This window comes from Luteimonas padinae (genome assembly GCF_014652935.1).
GTDB lineage: Bacteria > Pseudomonadota > Gammaproteobacteria > Xanthomonadales > Xanthomonadaceae > Luteimonas > Luteimonas padinae.
Genome location: NZ_BMZT01000006.1, coordinates 222,597 through 244,960 on the forward strand (window position 1 = coordinate 222,597; position 22,364 = coordinate 244,960).

Below are 22,364 nucleotides of genomic sequence, written 5' to 3' on the forward strand. Positions count from 1 at the left end.
GAAGGAACGAGAAACGACGTGAGTAGCATTTCCCGTACGTTTCGCCGGGCAGTCGCCTGGCTGGCGGAGAGCTCGATCGCCGCCTCGCACCTCCTGCTTGGAGCGGGCGTCGCCCTCGGCGTCCTGGGGACGTACAGGTACGCCAGCGACCATTTCCAGATGGATTCATTCGGCGCGACCGGCCTGCTGGTCGCGGCCCTGCTCATCGCACTGGCCGTGGCCGGCAGCATCGGATCGATCCACCTGGCCAAGCGCCGCACGCCCCTGGATCCGCGCATCTTCGTACCGGCCGTGCTCCTCGGTGGACTCGCCATCCACCTGGTCCTGGTCGCCACGATCAAGCCGCAATGGGGAACCGACTATCTCCGCTACTGGGAGTACGCCCAGGAACTGATCAGGCGCGGGGAGTACAGCGGGCTGAACGCTCCCTACTATTCCCGCAGCCTGTTCATTCCCTATCCCATCATCAGGATTTTCGGCCCCGAGGCCACGCTTGTCCTGAAACTGGTCAACGTTGTCCTGCTCGGCGCGATGCAGTTCATCGTCTACGACATCCTGCGCAGGATCAGGAGCCACCAGGCCGCGCAGGCCGGCAGCCTGATCCTTCTCCTGGCCCCGCTGCCGGCATACGTCACCCTGATTCCGAGCCACGACCTCTGGGGCACGTTCTTCCTCACGACCACCGTCTGGCTGGCCGTCTGTGCAATCGATGCCTCCAGGAGGCGGCCGGCACGCTGGTGCCTCTGGGTGGCACTCGCCGCGGCGGCTGGCGCCATCGCCTTCCTGACCGAAGTGCAGCGGAACATGGGGCTGATCTTCTGCGTCGGACTCCTTCTCGCGGCCAGCCTTGATTGGGCCGCGCACGCATCCCGGGGGTATGCAGACGGCTCCCGGCATCCACGCCAGTCGCTGCTGGCCGTGTGCATCGCGGCACTCTGCCTCGCGGGCTTCGTCGGCGCCAGCCTGGCCGACCGGAGCCTGAAACTGAATTCCGAAGCCCGTCCCATCCTGACCAACATGAAATTCGCCGCGAATGGCGGCGGCATGGGCAACGGGAAAAGTGACTGGTTCGCCCGCTTCAGGGATCGCTTCATAGACAAGCAGGCCTCGGCCGAAGAGGCCAGGGACTTTGCACGCTCCAGCGCGCTGTCGAGTTGGGCGCTCCAGCCCGCGGACAGGGCGACGCGCCTGGCCGTACATGCGTCGCGCCTCTTCAGCATGACCTACCCACGGGACTGGAACTGGGTGCTGCGCAAGCCCGAAGGACGGTCCGAAGCCACCAGGCAGGCCCTGATCTTCTATGCCGACGCCTTCGGCCTGGCATTCGGACTCCTGCTCGTCTTTGCCATCGCGAGGCTCGCAAGCTGGAGGCGCCCCGCACCGAGCGTGGTCAGCGCATTTTCCATGCTGCTGGTGGCGGTTTCGCTCATCCTGCTGCTCGTGTTCGAGAACAAGCCCTACAACATCTTTCCGATCTGGATCTTCGGTGCGCTGGCCATCGGCCTGGCATTCTCCGCAGGGCACCGGGACACGGCTGCTCCGCTCCGCGCACCTGGACTGCTGTCGAATCCCGGACTCGGCGGAGGCATCCTGATCGCTGTCGCAGCCCTGGTACTGCCCTTCGCTGTGAGGGGCGCCTATTCCGTCGCCGACGGACGCCTGCTGTCGGACTGGACGTTCGAGGCGATACAGCAGGAGTCACCCGTGAACCCGCACTGGGCTGCGGAACTGGTTGGCGCGCGGCCCGAGGCATTCGACGCGCACGCCTACGACCCGGACACCCTGGGCCAGAACTACATCAGCCAGTCGGGCGAGGACGGGGACCGGATCCGCAGGTATGCCGGCGACGCCGTGACCCGGATGCAGTTCCCGGCCCCGGTGCGCAGCGGCGACTCCCTGCACATGTCCACACCCGTCTGCACCGGCCGTTCGGGGCGGACCCGGCTGGAGTTCTTCATTTATTCCCCGGCCTCCCTCTCCGCGGACGATGCCGATTTCACCCTGGACATCACCAGCGATGGCAGGCAATCCCCCGGCATCCGCATCCCTCTCGAGGGAAGGAACTTCCAGCGCTTCGTAGTCGACCATGCATTCGCGGGGGGCGCATGCCATGTATTCTCGCTGCGCCTGCATGCGAACTCGCCCGGCTCCCTCGATGGAACGGATCATGGTCCTTTCATCGAGGTCTGGATGCCAAGGCTGATCCACTGAGTGATGGGTTCCCGCGGTTGCCGGGCCTACGCTCCCTGGCGGTCCGACACCCACGCCTTCAGCGCCGAATCGTCGCCCATGGCCTCGATCCCGTAGTCCTCCAGCTTTGCCATGAAGTACGGCCGCAGGTGGTCCGGAACATACCTGATCGAGTCCTCGTACCACTTGTCGACCCAGGAAATATTCTTGTCGATCCGGTCGAGTACCGGATGACTGAGCGTTCCCGTCCGCACCGACCACAGCAGCGACGGCAGCATGGGGATGATGTCGTTCGACAGCTTGAGCTCGGACTCCCTGCAGGGCGGGATGGCATGGCCCTGCAGCGCGTTCTTCCGGTAGCACTTCATGCAGTCGTTGCAGGGCTTCCCGTCGGTGCCCCTCATGCAACCCATGGCGAACCTGTTCTCCTGCGCGATCCTGGTCGTCACGACTTCGCTCATTCCCGCACACGGGGCGCAGTAGTACAGGCCCGCGGCTTCGAACCTCCGCTGCAGGCCCGACAGGTCACGCGCCCTGTACTTCGTGCCGTGCCCCCCGGCGCCGTAGAGATACAGGGTTTCCAGCACGTTCCCGTCGGCCACGGTCCCGAAGTCGTAGTAGTCCGCGAACAGGATGGCCGTCACCATGAAGGCGCCCGTGCCGTAGAAACCGTGCTTCCTGCCGAAGGTCCCCGCGAGCTCGTCGCTGTTGGTCAGTACTGAAACACCCCCCACTTCGTGTAGCGCAAGCAGCGCGTTGTCGAACCTGTGCAACTTGCTGGGGTTGGCGACGCGGGTATAGATGGGCGTCGGATCGGGCAGCAGGTAACAGGCGGCCGTGGAGTCGCATCCGCCCGAATAGGCCAGGCCCACCTTGGTGCCGAAAGGCCTGGGACTGATCCCGCCACCCTCGCTCCCACGCTCTCCAAGCCCGGACACCAGCAGGTATTCGGCAAGGGCCAGCAACGCGGGATGCGGCAGTTCGAATCCCGCGGGAACCTCCCACCAGAGCAGCTTCCTGGGGTGCCTGAAGCACAGCCTGCCGTGTTCAACCTGCCACATGGGTTCCTCAGTGCTTACCACTTCCGGCTCCGGCATCAGCGCTCCACTGCCTTGAGGATGCGCTCGATCTTCTCCTCCAAGGGAATCGCCAGGGTCTGCGCATAGGTCGCCGTGAGGTGGTGCGTATCGCGCCACACGAACACATTGCCAACGACCGGCTCGCACAGCTCGGCTCCGCAGATGTAGTCGGTCATGTCGACGAGCAGGGCACCCGGATGGTTCTCCGCGGCGATCACCAGCGGGTCGACCGGCGGGATCGCGGCGTTCCTCGGATGGGCGCATCCCACCGATGTCGCCCCGGCAGCGGCCATGCATTCGGTCGGAAGCGGCTTCATCCGCGGCGTGTCGCGGATGGCAATCACCGACGCTCCCCCGCGCTCAAGGTCCTGCCACAGGGCCGTGATCCATCCCGCGACCTGTCGCGCACCCTCCGCCCTGCCCTCGTGCAGGTTGGTCAACGATCCCCAGGAATGCGCGAACACGACCACGTCCGGCGCATGGGCGATCACCTGCTCGATCGCACCCCGGTTCCAGTCGATGCACGACTGCATCTGGTCGGTCAGCCCGGCATCCAGACCAATGCGGGCCATGGGGCAGGCCGACTTGGTGATCGCGGTCAGCCTCCAGCCCCTGCGTTGCGCGATGACGTCAAACGCCGGGATCCAGTGCACTGCGTGGGAATCGCCGACGATCACCATGTGCCGCTCCCCTGCCTTGTTCCCGTACCGGCACTCGCGCACCTCCGGATCGGTCAGGCTGGCGATGCATCCATCACGATAGGCCAGCGACTGGTCCTTGGTCGCCTGCAGCGGCTGGGGGAGGAAGGGAACCGAGGGGTCGTAGAGGACGCCCGCGAAGATCGCCATCGCGCCGGGGTGGGTTGCCTCTTCCACGGCCGCTCCAGCGCCGGTCTCCGTGCGCAGGCGCACCTGGTTGAGCACGAACAGCGCCGAAGCCACGCTCCAGGCGATGCACGCGGCGGCAAGGGCGAAGGCGGCCAGGCGCTTCGGGCTCGGGAAGCCGGGCTCCCGGAACCTGTCTTCGACGAGGTACTTGGACTGGTGCGCGAACGCGGTCGAGACCGCGACCACGATCACTCCGTCGATGATGCCCAGGTCCCGGCCGGAGATCTCCTGGTAGAAGATGACCACCGGCCAATGCCACAGGTACAGCGAATAGGAGATGTCGCCGAAGTACTGGAACGGACGCGTCTTCAGCAGCGCATAGGCGCCCCAGCGGGATTGCCCCGACACGAGCACCAGCGCCGCACCAACCGTAGGCAGGGCCGCGTGGTAGCCGGGGAACACGGTGCTGGTGTCGAAGGTCGCCGCTGCCAGCACGATCGCCGCGATCCCCAGGTAACCCGCCGCCAGCTTCGCGCGCTCCGGAAGCCCCTGCCAGCGGGTGAACACCGCGAGCGCACCTCCGATCGCGAGTTCCCAGGCCCTCGTCGTGGTCGCGAAGTAGCCGAAGCCCGGGCTCTTCGCGGTGACGTGGATCGAGTGCAGCAGCGAGAGCAGGCCGATGCCAACGACCAAGGCGCCGAACACGAGGCGCGGGCGGTTCCTAGCCGCCGGAAGCCACCATGCCATCGCGAGCAGGAGCGGCCAGACGATGTAGTACTGCTCCTCGACCGACAGCGACCAGTAATGCTGCAGTGGGCTCGGAGCAGATTCCAGGGCGAGGTAGTCGACCGAATTCGCGACCAGCCACCAGTTCTCGAAGTACAGGGCGCTGGCAATGATCTCGTGCGCCGTCCCTTGCCAGCGGACGACGGGGAGTACCGAGATGCAGGTGGCGACCGCGACCAGCACCAGCGTCGCTGCCGGCAGGAGGCGCTTGATGCGCTTCACGTAGAAGTCGAGGACCGAGACCCTGCCATTCCGCTCGGCGTCGCGCAGCAGCAGTCCGGTGATCAGGTATCCGGAAATGACGAAGAAGACATCGACGCCGACGTACCCGCCCGGCAGCGCCGTCGGCCAGACATGGAAGACCAGGACGACGAGCACCGCGATGGCGCGAAGACCCTGGATCTCCGGCCTGAAGCCACCCGCGCGAGCTGTCATCCTGTCCGTTCCGGATCCATGCAGAGACAGGCAGCCATTGCCGCTCCTCGTGCCACCCTGCCCGTATCAGTCAACCGACTGGCGGATGTAGAGCGAAGAGGTGGCCGCCGGGTCGTTGAGCGGCGGACCGGCCTCGGCGGACCGGATCAGGGCGCTGATCGACTCGCCCCCCGCCTTGCGATAGGCCAGGCGGATGCCGTTCCCGTCCACGAGTCCCTTGCGGGTCGTGAAGCCGGCTTCCTCGAATACCTGCGTGGCATGCGCGTCGGTTTCCTCTGCCGTGGCTCCCAGCATTTCGACGAACACCTGCCTCTGCTTGGTCCCGTCCTCGAGCGTGCGGATGCGGTCGTAGCGGATGGAGGCCGCACTCCGCTGCGCAAGGCTCTCAAGTGCCTGGTCGAACTGGTCGGCTGGGGCGGGCTTGCGCGCCGACTGCTGCGTGCCGGCCTGCAGGCTGGGCGCCTGGCCCTGGCCCGCCGGCTGCGCCGGCTGCGCCGGCTGGTCTGCGCCGCACGCGGCGAGGGCAAGGGAAACGCTGGCGAGGACGATGAATTTGCGCATGATGATGATTCCGGCTGGAAGCTGCTTGGAGGAAAACACACGGAGGCCCCTGGAGGAGCGCGATTCTATCAGCGGGTACGTTCCACCAGCGCCCAGACCGCAGCCAGCTGCCCCGGCCCGTATCTTTCCCTGGCCCACTCCGCCGCGCGCTTCTGCAGGCTCATGTACGCGGACGGGGCTTCCCAGGTGCGGGTCACCAGATCGGCCAGATCCTTCGGCTCGCAGTACAGCGCCGCGTCGCCGAACATCGGCTCCCAGTCCGGCGCCAGGACGGGAACGCAACCCGCGGCCATCGCCTCCACGATGTACCGGGACTGGCTGTCGTCCGCCCGCCCGCCATGGTGGTGGGTATAGAAGTCGCACTGGGCGTAGAACACGAACCTTGCGACTTCGGATCCCGAAAGCAGGCTCCAGTTGCCGACCTCCTCGTTCTCGAGGTAGCTGCCCAGGCCACTCTTGGGATCCACCAGGAAGCGCATCTGGATGCCGGAACCTGCGAGGAACGCGATCCGGCGTGCTTCCCTTCCCTTGGGAAGGGTGTCGTTCGCGCCATGCAGCACCCGGCCGACCACCGGGCCATCCACACCCCTCTGGCCCGAAGGCGCGACCGCCAGGTCATCCACGATCGAATGCGGCCAGCGCACCGGCGAAATGGCGCGCCTGGAGACGACGGCCTCCAGTTCCACGGCGACCTGGTCGTTCGTCGCGATCCAGGCCGGCTCCACGCCGAACATGTGGAAGCAGTTCGTCGCGCACTCGGCGGCGTTGAAGTGGAACAGGCGGTCCTCGCCCCGCCCCGCATGACGGGCCACGATGACCGCGGACCCAACGCTCAACTCCGCCGCGTGGGGGAGCGGGAACTGGAGGATGGACGGGTCGCGCACGACCAGCGTCCCGATCGTCGTCCTGTCGGAATAGAGCACCTCGTCGACCACTTCCTTCTGCAGCAGCTCCTCGATCTCGATCTCGAACGGCTCGATCTCCCGGAGGGACAGGTTCCGGTACGACTCGAGATGCAGCACCCCGACCTTCATCCCCGCCCGGACCGCGGCCACCGCCTCGTGCCCGACGTTGATCTCGGGGCCTGCCGAGGCGCGGAAGTCGGCGACGAACACCATGTCGTAGTAGGACCGCTCCGTGACCTCTTCGCCGCCTTGGTCGATGATGAAGCGCTTGGGCAGCCTGAACGTGCGGCGATCCTGCCGGATCTCGAGGCGTCCGTCGCCGCCCAGCAGTTTCACCTGCCGGTGCCAGGTTTCGTAGCTCCGGCGGTAGAACGCGCGTGACGGATGCCTCCAGCCAGGCTTGAACTCCGCCCGGGACAGGCTCCCCGGCCGCAGGCGGATCAGGGCGAGGGGCTGCTGCAGGACGCGATGCGCATCGTCTCCGAATGCCATCCTGATCCGCAGGGCGAACTCCGTGTCCGCGCCCTTCCTGGACGCGTCGAAGTACCCGATCCGCCCCCGCACCCGTTCCACCTCGAACATCAGCGACGAAGCGTTTTCCCGGTCCGGCATCACGCCCGGGAAGTTGACGACGAGGTTGTCGTCGCACCGGTAGGCCATGCTGGCGGTGGAGACCAGGCGCGCATCCTCCTCGAGTGCCCTGACCTGGAACTCGATGCGCTGGGGATGCGCCCAGTCGTCCGAGTCATGCACCGTGAAGTACCTGCCCCTGGCCTCCTGCAGGCCCCGGTTGCGCGCCACGTAGGTGCCGCGGTTCTCCGCCTGCCGGATCAGCCGGATCCTCGGGTCGGAAGCCGCCACCTTCTGCAGCAATGGCAGGAACTGGTCCGGGGAGGCATCGTCGATGAGCAGTATTTCCAGGTTCCTCCAAGTCTGCAGCGTCACGGACCGGACCGCGGACTCCAGGCCCTCGTCCGGGCACCAGCTCGAGACGACGACGGTCACGAGTTCGCCATCGGGCACCGGCGCCAGTGGGATCGTGGCGAGGCGGTCGAACGGATGGCTCGGCTGCTCGCCCTCGCCTTCGACCAGGATAGCCGCGACTCCCGAACGCACGAATCCCCTGTTGATCAGTTCGAGCCAGCGGCCTTCGTCGGCATGCGGGCTGTCGATGAAAGGGTTGCACATGTCGGCCTCGAGGAACTGCCGGTCGACCTCCTTCAGCCGCAGACTTCGCATCGCCTTGTCCAGGCATTCCCAGTCGCGCAGGTAGAAGGCGAGATCCGCCATCAGCTTCCCGTGCTGCAGGTCCAGGCTCGCGATCCCCTGCACGTCGACCAGCGCCCTGTACAGCGTCAGCGCATTGATCCTGTCGTCCGGAAGGAGTGCCTGGAGGGCGACCACCCTTGCCAGGCGCCGCGCGAGCCTGGGCTCCAGCGAGGCGAACACCGGACGGACCGTCGCGCCATCCCTGCTGCTCCTCATGATCCCAAGACAGGCACGGATCTGTTCCCATGTCATCGATCCACCGGATGCCATCGCCGCCAGCACGTCGCGCCCGGCGATGGATCCGGTGCGGAGGATGGTGCGGTCGATCTCCCTGACGAACTGCCGTGACTCGTACAGACGCACGTAGTCCCGGATCGGCTGGGAGATGCAGGCTGCAGGAAGCCCTCCCCCCGCGCCCCGCGGCAAGGCCTTTGCGGGCTGGCCCTTCTGGGCGGGGACGGCATGGATGATCCGCTCCTCGGCGCCGTGGATCTCCGCCGACATGCGGGAATGCAGGATCCGCGCCCTCCGCGCCGCAACCGCGGCGATCGCGAGCACGGCAAGACCCAGGAGCGCGAGCGACACACCGGCAACGCCGTCCAGGCCCTGCATCGATGCCCAGGCGAACACCGCGGCGGCGGCGATGCCGACGAGGAGGATTCCAAGCTCCGACGCGACCCACGCCCGCCGCGCGGCCGGGACGAATCCCGACAATGTCATGGATCTTGCCTTCATCGGGCTGCTGCCTCCTTGCCGGATGGATCCTCGGGAGCGCCAGGCAGGTAATCGAAGGCCATCGTCCGCTCGGAAATCATCCGGGGATTGGCAAGGCCCGGGTTCTCACGGCGCCAACGTTCGACAACCATCTGCTCGTCCTCGCGTCCCGCGTCGTCGAGGAGGACGAGCGCGCCGGGGAGCAACCGGTCGCGCATCAGGGGCAGCGCCGGATACCTTGCCAGCGGGCCGTTCGAACTCGGTGGCCCATCCACGACCAGCATCGAAATGTCCCTCAGATCCGCGAACGACTCCTTCCCATACCAGTCGAATGCTTCATCTCCAACCTGGCAGGCTTCCAGCGGGGCCAGGCGGATTTCCGCGACATCCCGCAGACCGTGCGCATCCAGCACCGAGTTGCCGGGCCCCGCGAAGCGTTCGAGGTGTTCGAGCGAGACCAGCCGCCCGGCCCCGACCCTGCGTAGCGCGTGGCCGATCCATGCGGTCGATGTGCCGCTTCCACACTCCACGACCAGGCCGGGCTTTCGGGCCAGCACCTCGTCGACGATCGCCAGCATGGTGACGGGCTCCATCGCCCAGCCCTTCGCGATGCCGCCGAGCAGGGGCATCGTGGCGTGCAGGTCGAACAGGCGGTAGAGCTGCATCAACGCCTCGGCCTCCTGCATCGTTCCGTGCTGGATCCTGGCCAGCGCGCGATGTGCCAGCTCGTCAAGCCTGCTGGTGTTGCCGAGGAAGGCGCTGGCTTTGGAAGCGACCTCGTCAGGAAGTTTTCCGATGTCGCGGATGACCTGCCGCATGAGCCTTTCTCCGGTCTCCCTGCCCGGAGCCATCGACGCCTGCAGCGCCTCCACCATCTGTCCTGGCAAGGCCTCTGCGGCCGCCTCGACCGTGCGCCGGGGCGCGACCTCGATATCCCTCCGCAGGTCGACCATCGACGCTTCGATCGTCCCCGACCTGCCCTGCAGGCTCGCTACTTCGGCCCGCAGTTCCCTGATGCCGTCCGACAGCAGGGTCAGGGCCTGCCCCGCATCCTGCAGCTTGGCAAGCTGCTCCCGGTGGGCCATTTCCAGGTCCCGGAACGACCTGAGGACAAGCCCGCTGTTTTCGGCCGATGCCCGCCTGAATTCATCGAGGTGCGCGACCATGCGGTGCTGCATGGAACCCGAAAGCTGTTCGACTGCCGAGGACAGCGTGGCCAACCGGAACCTCAGGCCCACGACCAGGCCCGCGACCACGACGATCAGCACCGCCACCCCCAGCACCAGCGCATCGGTCCTCTGCAGGACGAGGCCCGCGACGATGAGGCCCGTTGCCGCAAGCGCCACCAGCCCGCCCGCCAGCCTGCGCACCTTCTGCATGTTCATTCCGGCACTCCCGCAGTCCCATCCGGCCCGTCCGCCGGCGTCGCGGCAGAGGGCATGCACCAATCGATCTCTTTCGCGACGATGTCGTCGATGTCGCTTTGCATTCTCACCCGCCTCGCGGCGGCCGCCGACATGCGTTCGAACAGCGCCGGATCGGAAACGATCGAGAGGATTCCCTCAGCCATCGCATCGGCGTCTTCGTCCGGTGCCAGTATGGCGCAGGCCTCGTCGACGAATTCGGGGACCGCACCCACGGCATTGGTGACGGGAACCAGGCCGCTGGCCATCGCCTCGTCGCGCGCGACCCCCTGCGTATCCCCACGGGTCGGGACCAGGAATATGCCGTACTCGGCATGGAGTCCGGCCAGTTGCTCATGGTCGAGGAACAACCTCAGGAGGTGGACGTTCGGGAACCGGCGCAGCGCGCCGAAGTTGTCCTCGAACAGCGGCCCATCGCCGACCAGCATGAACTTCATCCGGTCGAAACCTGGCCGCGACGAGAGGATGTCTATCACGCGCGCGGCGACGTCATTGGCGTAGACGCGGGAATGATGGGGCCTGGCCAGCAGTATGTTGAAGCGCTGCCCGGGAGGCTTCGGCCGGTAGCGGAACATCCGGATGTCGACCGGATTGTGGATGACCTTGCAGAGGTCGCCCGGAAGGTCGATGCCGATGTCCTCCCGGACCTGGTTCGCGAACGCCTGCGACACGAACACGAACCGGAGGCACGCCGGCGGGTTCGCCATCACTTCCTTCCAGAACCGGGTCCTCCGGTCGCTGACCCCGGCGGCGGCTTCCCTCTCGGCCTCGGTCGTGAAGTTGAACCGCCTCCGGTGCCAGGGCTGTATGTCGGAGCCGTGCAGCCAGACCACCGTCCTGGTCCTGGCGGCCGCCTCCTCGATGCCCGTCCACATGTCCTGGTCCAGGAAGTGCACCGCGATCGCGCGGTGGCCGGACATCCGCAGCGTGGCGCGCAGGGCCTCCGGATCGCAGATGCGCACCTGGACGCCATCGTATTCATAGCTCGACGGCGAGAGCGTGCGGCTCAGCCACACGACATCGACCCCGAGCCCCCGCTCCAGATAGGCCTTCACCCGCCGGTGGACGAACGCATTGCGATACAGCGCTTCGCGGGACGGGTACTGGTTCACGACCACCAGCAGTCTGCCGGCACCCGGCATCACGACCGGCATCGCGGTCGCGTGCGAGAGGTGGAGACCATCGACATAGGCGACCACGTTGCCCCTGACGCGCATGGAGAACCGGTAGTGCGACGCAGCCTCCGGCGGCGTGGATGAAATGTTCACCCCGGCCGGCAGCAGCGTGTCCGCGAGGATGGCGCCGGCGCTGTCCAGCGTCTCCACGCGCAGCTCGTATGCCGGGACCGGCACGGCGGCAAGGCAGGCTTCGAGCCGCCCGTCCCGCTCGATCGCGGCCCTCGCGATGCTCCTGGACTTGACCACCACGTCCTGCCGGGCCGGCAGCCTGCCCACCAGCTCCAGCCTCCCGCCACGTGGCACCAGCGACACCAGCGGCGTCTGCGCGGCCCCGTCGAACAGCGTCGCGAGTTCGGCTCCGGTCAAGGCCTCCCCCGGTGCGGTCGGGATGTCGTCCGACGCGGGCATCCGCTCCGTGAAGTCGCGGAGTCCGGACATCGTCCAGCCGGTCCGGGACGGAGCCGCCGCCATGGCCGGAGGACGGTCGCTGCCCGCACCACCCTCGACATAGGACATGCCATCGACCGACAGCAGGCCCTCGCCCTCGAGCTCCAGCCTGTCGAGTCCGTCCAGGAGTTCGCGGACCTTGCCACTCCACGCCGACGCCGGGAACAGCGCGCGCCTTGCCGCAAGCCGGTCGACCTTGCGGTTCTCCAGCTCCGGGTTCACCAGGGCCACGTGCCCGCCTTGGATCACGCCGTATGCCGCCTTGCCCACGACATCGCCCTGGCCGAAGGAAAGGGAAAGCAGCAGGTCGAGCAGGTAGAACTCCCCATGCAGGTCCGCGGGATGCCATGGTGCGATCCATTCCGTCCCGACGATGTCCTCGAGCCGGAGATCCAGCGCCGCCGCCGACAGCCTTTCGAAGCCGTCGGGGAGCGCAAGTCCGTCAGGAGCATCGACCCGGGGGAGCACGCTCACGCCCTGCTGCGAGGCGACCATCGCGCACAGCCTCTGGAGCTCCACCTGGTCGCGGACGCGCGCCACCACGACCACCTCGCGCCGCGGTGCGACCAGCTCCGTCCCATGGGTGTGGTGGATGAGCACCCGCAACCGCTCCTCCCAGCAATGTTCGAGCAGCACCTTGCGCAAGGCCGCCTGCCGGCGCGCGCGGAAGGACTCGTGCCCGGGATCCTGCAATTCGGCATAGGCTTCGCGCAGGATCCGGTCCCCGTCGTCCGTCGACACGACCAGGTCGCCGAACATGCTGTCCAGCGCGCTCGAATAGTTGCTGTAGACCGAGGTCCCGGTCCCGATCAGCTCCAGTGCCCGCCTCGCGAACATGGTTGGCGACTGTTTCACGGTATTCATCGTCAACCCGATCCGGTAGCTCCTGTAGAGCTTCGGCGTCTCTGCATAGGCGATCGCAGGCCGCAGGAAGGACAGGTAGCGGTCGGGATACCGCTGGTCCGGCTCCATCGAACCGGTGTTCCTGTCGAAGATCGCGAACGGCCCCGCAAGGGACAGCGCGTCGGCCAGGTTCATGAAGTCCCTGCAGCGATCCGGGTGCCGTCCATACCAGGCACCGGCGAAGAAGCTCCCCTCCACCCGCACATCCCCGGCCTCGCGTATCGGGTGGTGGAGGCGCGGCTGCAGCGCGAAAGGCAGCGCGTGGACCCTCGGGTGCGACAGCTCGCGCCTGTAGCGGGGAATCATCGCCGCATCGGTCGTGAACACGACGTCGCACAACCGCGCCACGTCCAGGAACGCCTCGAAGTGCAGCGGATCCTCCTTGTTCCAGAACACCGTCGGAATCCCGAGCGCCCTGCATTCGCCGATGATCGCGGCCACGTCCGCGCCGCAGGACTGGACCCTTCCGCGCCACTCCCCGGACACGCCTTCCCAGGCGGACTCGACGAACAGCAGGTGCGGCAGCGGGGCGACGATCTGCTGCCGCCAGGTGTCTGGCGCGAGCAGGACGAGGTCGCACTCCGGAGCAAGGTTGTCCGCGGTGAACCTGTCGCAGATCGCCGCCACCCGCAGGTCGCGGCGGGACTCGGGCAACCCCACCGCCGGTCGCGTGAGCTTCCGCCCCGGGGCTTCCCCCGGCCGTTCCGCCTGCGTCCGGGTCGCGCCCCCGTTCGTCGACGGTCCGGCCCCATGGCCTTGCGCAGCCGGCGTCCCTGCGGCAACCCGCGCGCGCCGCCACTGCATGACGATGCGCGACAGGTCGATGGGCAACGCCAGCATCGCCCGCGGGGACCTGGCGGCATCCACGAGCAGGCGCCCGAGACGGTAGGCCGTGCTTCCGCGCAGCGTGTCCAGTTCGGCCGCGAGCAGCGAACCGCCCGAGGATTCGACCGCTTCCTTCTGGTCACGGAGCGCTTCCTCCGCGCGCCGCACGCGTCTGAGGAGGTCCAGTCGATCCGCTTCGTCCGTTCCAGCCCCGGTGCGGGGCCCGTTCTTCAACATGCTCCGGCTCCGCTCAGGTTCAGGCCGCCGGCTTGGCGAACCCGTCGCGGAGGCTCTTCTGGTAGGTGGCCAGGATTTCCTCCACGCCACCGAGCGCCACCAGGCGCCCGCCCTCCAGCAGCATGGCCCGGTTGCAGACGTTCCTCAGCAGCGAAGCATTGTGGCTCGCCAGGACGATGATCTTCGCGTTGTCCACCCGCGCCCGGATCCTTTCCTTCGCCTTCTTGATGAAGGATGCGTCGCCGGCGCCCAGCCATTCGTCCATGATCAGGATCTCGTTCTGCATCGCCGTCGCAAGCGCGAACCCGAGCCTGATCCGCTGGCCCGATGACAGGGTCCGCAGGCGATGGCCCGCCTTCTCCTCCAGTTCGGCGAATTCCAGGACGCCTCCCGCGATCGATGCCGCCTGCGCGGGCTTCAGCCCCATCGCGATGCCGCGGAGGATGATGTTCTCCACCAGCGTCGCCTCGGAGTTGAAGCCCAGTGACAGGTTCAGCAGCGCCTGCCGGCTGCCGCCGACCTCGAGTACGCCTCTTGTTGGAGGGTATGCACCGACCAGTATCTTCAGGAGCGTGGACTTCCCCGCCCCGTTGCGGCCGATGAGGGCGACGCGATCTCCTTCTTCGATATCGAAGCTGATGTCGTCGAGGGTCGTCCTGAGGATCCTGCGGGGAGGCTGGAACGCCGCCCTCAGGAACAGGCCGGCCGTCGCCCGGACGCCGCCCTGTTCCTGCGTGTAGAGCGGGAGGTCGAGCCCGATATGCCTGGCGCGGATGTATGCGGTCATTTCACACCCAGATTGGCACGTAACGCGCGAACCTTCGATACACCAGGATCGCCGCGGCCCAACCAACGACCAGCATGATCGCGAGGTACGCGTAGGTGAGTTTCTCGATGGGCTCGCCGAGCAGCGGCGCGCGCACGATCTCGACGAGGTGGAACAGCGGGTTCACGCGCGCGATGCTTCCCCTGAGGGAACCCGCGGGAATCTGGTCCGCCCGCCACAGGATCGGCGTGAACAGGAAGGCGAACATGAGGATGCTGCCGACCAGCTGGTTCACGTCCGGAAGGCGCGCCCCGAGGACGGCGACGATCGCGCCCATCCACGCGATGTTCGCGAGCACGACCAGCAGCGCGGGCACGAGGAGCAGGAGCCCCACCGCCTGGAAGTCCGGACTGAGGGCGAGCGCGACGCCGATGACCGGTGTCGCGAGCAAGGTGTAGAAAAGCGCCTTGGCCACCACCCTCAGGATGTAGTCCGTCAACCTCACGCGCCCGTCCAGGATGAAGCTGGCATGCCCGGCGCACGCCGTGCCCGCCTCGCTCAGCGACACCGTGACCAGGCGGAAGAACACGTAGCCCAGGCCCATGTGCGGGATGAACTCGAGCGCGTCGTAGCCCTGGAGTATCGCGAAGAACCAGCCCACGCCGAACGTGTAGAGCAGCGACGGGAGGAAGGCCCAGAACAGCCCCAGCCTGGAACGCCGGTACTTCGTGACCAGTTCCAGCCACGTCGCATAGATCCAGAACTCGGGGGAGCGGAGGCTGCCCGCGTAGTCGCGCAGGAGCGAACGACTCATTCCATCGCCTGCGCCAGGTCCGCCTGCAGGTCGGCCATATCCTCGACGCCGACGCTCAACCGCACCAGGTTGTCCGTGATCCCCAGGCGCGAGCGGATGTCCGCGGGCACCGACGCGTGCGTCATGATCGCGGGATGGTTCACTAGGCTCTCGACGCCGCCCAGGGACTCCGCCAGCGCGAACAGCGCAGTGCGCTCACAGAAGCGCTTCGCCGCTTCCGGCCCGCCCTTGAGGTAGATCGAGACCATGCCGCCGAAGCCGTCCATCTGACGGGCCGCCAGCGCATGCTGCGGATGCGAGGCCAGGCCCGGGTACACCACCTTCTCGATCGCCGGATGCGCCTCCAGCCACTCCGCCAGCGCCATGGCGTTCTCGCAGTGCGCCTTCATCCGGAGATGCAGGGTCTTCAGGCCGCGCAGGGCGAGGAACGAATCGAAGGGCCCCTGGACCCCGCCGATGGAGTTCTGCAGGAACGCCACCTTCTCGGCCAGCTCCGGGTTGTCGCCGACCACGGCGATTCCACCCACGATGTCGGAATGGCCGTTGAGATACTTGGTGGCCGAATGCACCACGATGTCCGCGCCCAGCTCGAGCGGACGCTGGATGACGGGTGAGCAGAACGTATTGTCGACCACCACCAGCAGGCCGTGCCGGCGGGCAATCGCCGCGATCTGTGCGATGTCCACCAGCTTGAGCAGCGGATTGGTCGGGGTCTCGATCCAGACCATCTTCGTTTCGGGCCGGATCGCGGCCTCGAACGCCGCCGGATCGGCCATGTCCACCCAGCTGGCATCCAGTCCGGCGCTGCGGCGACGCACGCGCTCGAACAGGCGGTAGGTACCGCCGTAGACATCGTCGGTGGCGATCACATGGCTGCCGGCGTCCAGCAGCTCGAGGATGGTCGAGCTCGCCGCCAGCCCCGAGGCGAACGCGAAGCCGCGGCTGCCTCCCTCGAGCTCGGCCACGCAGCGTTCGTAGGCGAAGCGGGTCGGGTTGTGGCTGCGCGAATACTCGAAGCCCTGGTGCTCCCCGGGACTGGATTGCACATAGGTCGAGGTCGCGTAGATCGGCGTCATCACCGCGCCAGTAGCCGGATCCGGGGCCTGGCCGGCGTGGATCGCCAGCGTGCCCAATCCTTGTCTCGTCGCCTTGCCGGAGTTGCCCATGCGTCTGCCTGCGATCCAGTGAACCGAACCCGTGATTCTACCACTCTGCCCGGGAGCCCCCGACGGGCCGCCCGCATACCTCCATGAGGACGCGCTCCACCCGCCGGGCCAGCGCCGTCCAGCCCCATGCCGCCACCGGCCCCGGAGCCAGGTCGAATTCCTGCCCGAGCCGCCCGGCACGGACCAGGCCCGCGAGCCCGTTGACGGCCGCGGTGACCGCATCGCGCTCGCCGGCGCAGGCCACGCCCCGCCGCAGCTGCCCCAGCAATTCACCCACGGCGTCCCCCTCGCTCGCCTGCAGATGCAGGATCGGCCGGCACGCGCCGAAATACTCGTAGACCTTGCCCGGTATCTGGGCAGGGTCGGCATTGGCGATGTTCACCAGCACGTCGGCGTCGCGCTGCAGGTCGAGCAGGCGACGATGCGGCACCCGCCCGAGCAGGCGCAGCTGGCCCGGATGCGCGGCAGCGAGATGCACCAGCCATCCAGGCACGTTGCCGGACGCGATGTTCAGCCGGACGCCGCGGGTCTGCAGCACGCCCTCCACCAGCGGACCCGGATCGCGGAAGACATAGAAGCTGCCGGCATACAGCAACTCGACCGGCCCCTCGTTCCGCTGCGCGCGCTGCGCCATTGGCACGGCGCCGAGGCGGTCGTCGAAGCCCTGCGGCACGACGCTCACCGGGACCGCATCACCGTGGCGCTGGCGCATGAGCTCGCGGGTCTCGACGGTCGTGACCAGGACATGGTCGGCCCCGCGCAGGGCCTTGCGCTCCAGGGCGAGCGCCTTCCTGCGCCAGCGCGTCGGCGTATAGGGCGCCAGCACGGGATCTCCCAGGTCGGCTACCCAGCTCAGCCCCCGCGACTTCGCCCGCAAGCCCAGCAGGAGCGTGGTCGCCGGCTCGTGCGAGGTGAGCACGACATCCGGATGCAACCGGTCCAGGAGTCCCGGCAAGGCGCGCCTGGCCGGTCGCGCCCATTCGCCGCGAAGGTCGGGGAAAAGCAGCCACGACACCGCGTCCTGGAAGCCCTCCATCAGCTTCCCCTTCCAGTTCAGCCGCGGCGGCTCCACTGGCCCGAGGTCCGCGAATGCATCGCCCACGACGGCGCCGTCGTCGGCCGAGGCCATTCCGCCCACCGTATCCACCGGCCTTCGGCGCTCCAGCTTCGCCAGCAGTCCGCGCACCCATCCCGGGTGGATCCTGTGCACCTGCAGCCCGGCCTCCGGCGCCGGCAGCCCTCCCGCCCCTTCGTCACCGATATCCGGCGCAAGGACGTGGACGTCGTGCCCCGCCGCGGCCAATCGATTGGCGAGATAGGCCCAGCGCAGCGACTGTGGCGACGGACTCGGCGGAAACTCGTAGGCGATCAACAGGATGCGGAGCCTGCGAGTGTCGCGCTCGCCGTCGCCTTTCACTGCACCCGCCTCCGCAGCCAGTTCAGCAGGTCGATGCGGGTGATCAGGCCGAGGAAACGGTCGCCGTCCATGATGATCGCCACCTTGCCGGCATCGAACACCGGCAGCAGCGATTCCACCGTCGACTTCACGTCGAGGACCTCGAGCTTGCTGACCATCGCCGTCGACACCGGGTCGCGGAAGCGCTCCTCGTTGCCGTACACATGCATCAGCACGTCGGACTCGTCGAGGATGCCGGCCAGGCGCTCGCCATCCATCACCGGCAGCTGCGAGATCTCGTACAGCTTCATGCGCTGGTAGGCGGTGACCAGCAGGTCGTCCGGGCCCACCACCACGGTGTCCTTCTGGCTGTAGGGCCGCAGGATCAGGTCGCGCAGGTCGCCGTGCTGCTCGCGCTCGATGAAGCCGTTGTCGAGCATCCAGTAGTCGTTGTACATCTTCGACAGGTACTTGTTGCCCGTGTCGCAGACGAACACCAGCACCTTCCTGGGCTCCGTCTGCTCGCGGCAGTACTTCAGCGCCGCGGCCAGCAGGGTGCCGGTGGACGAGCCACCGAGGATGCCCTCCTTCGCCAGCAGCTCGCGCGCGGCCAGGAAGCTCTCCCGGTCGCTGATCGCATAGGCCTTCTTCACCCGGCTGAAGTCCGAGATCGACGGCAGGAAGTCCTCGCCGATGCCCTCCACCATCCAGCTGCCGGACTTCTCGCTCAGCGTGCCCTCGTTGATGTACTCGGCGAGGATCGAGCCGACCGGGTCGGCCAGCACCATCTCCACCTCCGGGGCGTGCTCGGCAAAGCATCGCGACAGGCCCGACATCGTGCCGGAGCTGCCGCAGCCGAACACCACCGCGTCCACGCCGCCGGCCTCGGCCATCTGGCGCAGGATCTCCGGCCCGGTGCCGGTCTCGTGCGCGGCCGGATTGTCCGGGTTGCCGAACTGGTTGATGAAGTAGGCACCGGGCGTCTCGCTGGCGATGCGCGCGGCGAGGTCCTGGTAGTAGTCGGGATGGCCCTTGGCGACGTCGGACCGGGTCAGCACCACCTCGGCGCCCATGGCCTTGAGGTTGAAGATCTTCTCCCGGCTCATCTTGTCCGGGACCACGAGGATCAGCCTGTAGCCCTTCTGCTGCGCGACCAGGGCCAGGCCGATGCCGGTGTTGCCGGCAGTCCCTTCGACCAGGGTGTCACCCGGCTTGATGTCGCCGCGCCGCTCGGCCGCCTCGATCATGCTCATGCCGATGCGGTCCTTGATCGACCCGCCCGGGTTCTGGCTTTCGAGCTTGAAGTAGAGCTCGCAGACGCCGGCGTCGAGATGGCGGGCGCGGACGATGGGCGTGTTGGCGATGAGTCCGAGGACGGAATCGTGGATGGTCATGCGGCACTGCCTGTCGGGCGGGAGAGGCCGCGATTATCGCATCGCCGCAGCACTCCGGCCCCCGCTGCCACAGTGGTGGCGCGGGCGGCGGCGACCGACGAGGATGGCGCCGCCGCCCGCGACAGCCGGTGCTGTCACATGGGGGTGGGGGAGTCGGGAATCAGTGGGCCAGCGCCTGGTACATCACCGACAGGCGGTCCTTGGCGGCAAGTTTCTCGCGCTTCATCCGTGCCAGCGTGGTGTCGTCGATCGGCAGCACGCCGAGCTCGGCGTCGAGCACCTTCTTGTCGAGCTCTTTGTGGTGGTGATAGAGCTGCCTGAACTCGGGGTTGGCCTTGAACAGCGCGTCGAGTTCCGCCTGGGGTTGCCCTTCGAACATGGAGACCTCCTTCAGCCTTGGCCCGCGCATGCGTGCCGCGCGGGCATGCAAAAACGCCCCGGGCCTTGCGGCACGGGGCGCATCGTGGGGGATGGCGTGCGACGGGCTCCAGACACCCTCCCTCGGGAGCGTCCGCGGGGGCTTGCCCGCGGCGACCGTCCCGCTGGAGTCGCTGCATTCCGTCACGTGACCTCCCTTCTCAGGGGCGGCTCCGCCATTGGCGGAAACCGCCTCCGGAATCGACCCTACTCCTCCGTGACAGGGCGGGCAAGGGTCCAGCCGGCCCCTGCCTGAACACCGTCGCGGGAGCGGCCGTGCGCGGCCTCCAGGCTGGCGGAGGCTAGTCTTCCAGGGACTTCAGCAGCTCGGCTTCCTGGCGCTTGAGCTCGGCTTCGCGCTGGCGGGCGGCACGCAGCCGCTCGGCCTGCGACTTCGCCACGTCGTCGAGCACACCCTCGGCGCGCTGGCGGGCCCCGGACTCCATTTCGGCCTCCAGGCGCAGGCGCTCGGCCTCCTCGGCCTGGATCTGGGCCTGGATGCGCAGGCGCTCGGCCTCGGCGCGCGCCCGCGCGGCATCCTGGCGGCTGGCCTCGACCAGCAGCTCGCTGCGCTCGCGGTCCAGCCGGTCGATCTGGCGGCGGGCGAGCCCGGTGGCAGCGGCGATCTCGGCGGTTTCCACGCGCCATTCCGCGACCTGGCGGGCATCGGCCTTCGCCTGCGCGCCGCGGGTCCCGGCCAGGGCGTCGAGCGCCTGGCGCGCACGCAAACGCTCGTAGGCGGCCAGCGGGGCGCGCTCGGGATCGGCATCGAGCGCCTGCAGGCGGGCCTGCAGCGGCGCACTGCCGTCGTCCGCATTCCGCGACTGCGCCAGGGCGGCACCGGGGACCAGCAGGGTCGCGATCATCACGGCGTGGATGGTGCGGCTCATCGCGGATCCTCCATGCCCAGGCGCTGGCGCAGGGCGGCCACCTCGCTGCGGCGCTGCAACAGCGTCGCTTCGGCCTGAGCCTGCTCGCTGCGGGCGCTGGCGAGGTCGGCCGAAGCTTCCGACAGCGCGGCCAGTGCGCGCGCGTCGCGCTCCTTGCCCACCGCCATCGCGGCCTGGGCGCGGCTGAGCGCGGTGCGTGCCCGCTCGAGGTCGTCGACGGCGTATTGCTGGGCGTCGGCGGCGTCGGCCCGGGCCACCGCCTGCTGGGCGGCCGAGAGTTCGGCGGTCGGCGGCGGAAGGCTGGCACAGCCCGCCAGCGCCAGCGCCGGAACGAGACATGCGCCATGCAGGCGCCAACGGAAGTGTGCGAAGCTTGTGCGCATAGGGGGCCGCCGCGGATTGGGGAACGCACGGCCATTGTCAACAGCATCCGTCCGGATCGCAATCGCCGGGGCTGCGCTACTGGGGAATCCCGCGAATGGACATCGGCTACTTCCTGAAGCTGATGACGGAAAAGAACGCCTCCGACATGTTCCTGACCACCGGCGCGCCGGTGTACATCAAGGTCGAGGGCAAGCTCTATCCGCTCGGCAACACCGGCCTGCCCGCGGGCATGGTCAAGAAGATCGCCTACTCGCTGATGGACGAGGGCCAGGTGCCGCAGTTCGAGCGCGACCTGGAGCTGAACATGGCGCTGTCGCTGCAGGACTCGGGCCGCTTCCGTGTCAACGTGTTCAAGCAGCGCGGCGAGGTCGGCATGGTGATCCGCGCCATCCGCAGCACCATCCCCTCGATCGAGGAGCTGCAGCTGCCGCAGGTGCTGAAGGAGATCATCATGGCCCCGCGCGGCCTGGTGCTGATCGTGGGCTCCACGGGCTCCGGCAAGTCGACCACGCTGGCCTCGATGATCGACCACCGCAACAGCACCACCTCGGGCCACATCCTCACCATCGAGGACCCGATCGAATACCTGCACCGGCACAAGAAGTCGATCGTCAACCAGCGCGAGGTCGGTCTCGACACCCACGCCTTCCACAACGCGCTGAAGAACGCGATGCGCGAAGCGCCGGACGTCATCCTGATCGGCGAGATCCTGGATGCGACCACGATGGAGGCGGCGATCGCCTTCGCCGAGACCGGCCACCTGTGCCTGGCCACGCTGCACTCGAACAACGCCGACCAGACCATCGAGCGCATCCTGAACTTCTTCCCCGAGGCCGCTCACAAGAACGTGCTGATGAACCTGGCGCTGAACCTGCGCGCGGTGGTCAGCCAGCGCCTGGTGGTGGGCACCGACGGCCGCCGCATGCCGGCCACCGAAGTGCTGATCAACACGCCGATGATCCGCGACCTGCTGCGCCGCGGCCAGGTGCACGAGATCAAGCAGGCGATGGAGGAGTCCCTGGAGGAAGGCATCGAGAGCTTCGACCAGTGCCTGTTCCGGCTGTACAAGGAAGGCCGCATCGAGCGCGAGACGGCGCTGCGCGCGGCCGACTCGCGCGACGGCCTGGACCTCAAGTTCCGCCTGTCCGAGGGCGGCGACGGCGAGCACGACCCGTACGCGGACGTGTTCGACACCGGCCACGCCTGACCGCCAGCTGCCCCTGACTGCCGGCCGCCCCTGACTGTTGGCCGCCCTTGACCGCCGGCCGCCCCTCCCCTGTAGGAGCAACTGTCTTTTGATCAGGCGGGGGTTGGCTGCCACTGCCCGCCATCCCTGAGCATGGCGTTGATCTGCCCA

General features: G+C 67.8%; 16 protein-coding genes. 2 read left to right on the top strand and 14 right to left on the bottom strand.

Features of this window, described 5'->3' with window-relative positions; all coding sequences use genetic code 11:
- Positions 1-18: 18 nt before the first annotated feature.
- Positions 19-2,211 (top strand): glycosyltransferase family 39 protein, encoded by a 2,193-nt coding sequence (locus IE168_RS08945; RefSeq protein ID WP_189497363.1) that lies wholly within the window; start codon positions 19-21, stop codon positions 2,209-2,211.
- Between the two features lie 26 nt (positions 2,212-2,237).
- On the opposite strand, the gene IE168_RS08950 is transcribed toward IE168_RS08945, so the two are convergent.
- From IE168_RS08950 to IE168_RS09015, 14 genes are all read right to left on the bottom strand, one after another.
- The gene (locus IE168_RS08950; protein ID WP_189497365.1) at positions 2,238-3,251 is read right to left on the bottom strand and encodes a DUF6395 domain-containing protein; all 1,014 of its coding nucleotides are present in this window, start codon (positions 3,249-3,251) and stop codon (positions 2,238-2,240) included.
- A gap of 35 nt (positions 3,252-3,286) precedes the next feature.
- The gene (locus IE168_RS08955) at positions 3,287-5,317 is read right to left on the bottom strand and encodes an acyltransferase family protein (RefSeq protein WP_189497367.1); all 2,031 of its coding nucleotides are present in this window, start codon (positions 5,315-5,317) and stop codon (positions 3,287-3,289) included.
- 66 nt (positions 5,318-5,383) lie between these two features.
- Positions 5,384-5,878 carry a hypothetical protein gene (locus tag IE168_RS08960; RefSeq protein WP_189497369.1) on the bottom strand — a complete coding sequence of 165 codons (495 nt, stop codon included), beginning with the start codon at positions 5,876-5,878 and terminating at the stop codon, positions 5,384-5,386.
- 68 nt (positions 5,879-5,946) lie between these two features.
- Complete coding sequence (locus tag IE168_RS08965) at positions 5,947-8,787, bottom strand: glycosyltransferase (protein WP_189497371.1); 2,841 nt, start codon at positions 8,785-8,787, stop codon at positions 5,947-5,949.
- Entirely contained in the window at positions 8,784-10,151 is a 1,368-nt protein-coding gene (locus tag IE168_RS08970) for a class I SAM-dependent methyltransferase (protein ID WP_189497373.1), read from the bottom strand. The genes IE168_RS08965 and IE168_RS08970 overlap by 4 nt, the downstream gene beginning before the upstream one ends.
- The gene (locus IE168_RS08975) at positions 10,148-13,780 is read right to left on the bottom strand and encodes a glycosyltransferase (RefSeq protein ID WP_189497375.1); all 3,633 of its coding nucleotides are present in this window, start codon (positions 13,778-13,780) and stop codon (positions 10,148-10,150) included. Before IE168_RS08975 ends, IE168_RS08970 begins: the two co-directional genes overlap by 4 nt.
- A 19-nt stretch (positions 13,781-13,799) precedes the next feature.
- Positions 13,800-14,567 carry an ABC transporter ATP-binding protein gene (locus IE168_RS08980; protein WP_189497378.1) on the bottom strand — a complete coding sequence of 256 codons (768 nt, stop codon included), beginning with the start codon at positions 14,565-14,567 and terminating at the stop codon, positions 13,800-13,802.
- A 1-nt stretch (position 14,568) separates the two neighbouring features.
- Positions 14,569-15,360, bottom strand: a complete 792-nt coding sequence (locus IE168_RS08985; RefSeq protein WP_189497380.1) for an ABC transporter permease — start codon at positions 15,358-15,360, stop codon at positions 14,569-14,571.
- Positions 15,357-16,526, bottom strand: coding sequence for a cystathionine gamma-synthase (locus tag IE168_RS08990; protein ID WP_189497382.1), 1,170 nt, complete (start codon positions 16,524-16,526; stop codon positions 15,357-15,359). Before IE168_RS08990 ends, IE168_RS08985 begins: the two co-directional genes overlap by 4 nt.
- 37 nt (positions 16,527-16,563) lie before the next feature.
- A complete protein-coding gene (locus tag IE168_RS08995; protein ID WP_189497384.1) occupies positions 16,564-17,943 on the bottom strand; it encodes a glycosyltransferase in 1,380 nt (459 codons plus the stop codon).
- Complete coding sequence (locus IE168_RS09000) at positions 17,940-19,316, bottom strand: pyridoxal-phosphate dependent enzyme (RefSeq protein ID WP_189497386.1); 1,377 nt, start codon at positions 19,314-19,316, stop codon at positions 17,940-17,942. Before IE168_RS09000 ends, IE168_RS08995 begins: the two co-directional genes overlap by 4 nt.
- 160 nt (positions 19,317-19,476) lie before the next feature.
- Positions 19,477-19,695 (bottom strand): HP1242/YdcH family protein, encoded by a 219-nt coding sequence (locus tag IE168_RS09005; protein WP_132998966.1) that lies wholly within the window; start codon positions 19,693-19,695, stop codon positions 19,477-19,479.
- A 340-nt stretch (positions 19,696-20,035) separates the two neighbouring features.
- Positions 20,036-20,623: a hypothetical protein gene (locus IE168_RS09010; protein ID WP_189497389.1), complete on the bottom strand. Its 588-nt coding sequence runs from the start codon at positions 20,621-20,623 to the stop codon at positions 20,036-20,038.
- A complete protein-coding gene (locus IE168_RS09015) occupies positions 20,620-21,006 on the bottom strand; it encodes a DUF4398 domain-containing protein (RefSeq protein ID WP_189497391.1) in 387 nt (128 codons plus the stop codon). Before IE168_RS09015 ends, IE168_RS09010 begins: the two co-directional genes overlap by 4 nt.
- A 95-nt stretch (positions 21,007-21,101) precedes the next feature.
- On the opposite strand from IE168_RS09015, the gene IE168_RS09020 reads away from it, so the two are divergent.
- On the top strand, positions 21,102-22,214 hold the full coding sequence (locus IE168_RS09020) for a PilT/PilU family type 4a pilus ATPase (protein WP_189497393.1): 1,113 nt from the start codon (positions 21,102-21,104) through the stop codon (positions 22,212-22,214).
- Positions 22,215-22,364 lie beyond the last annotated feature (150 nt).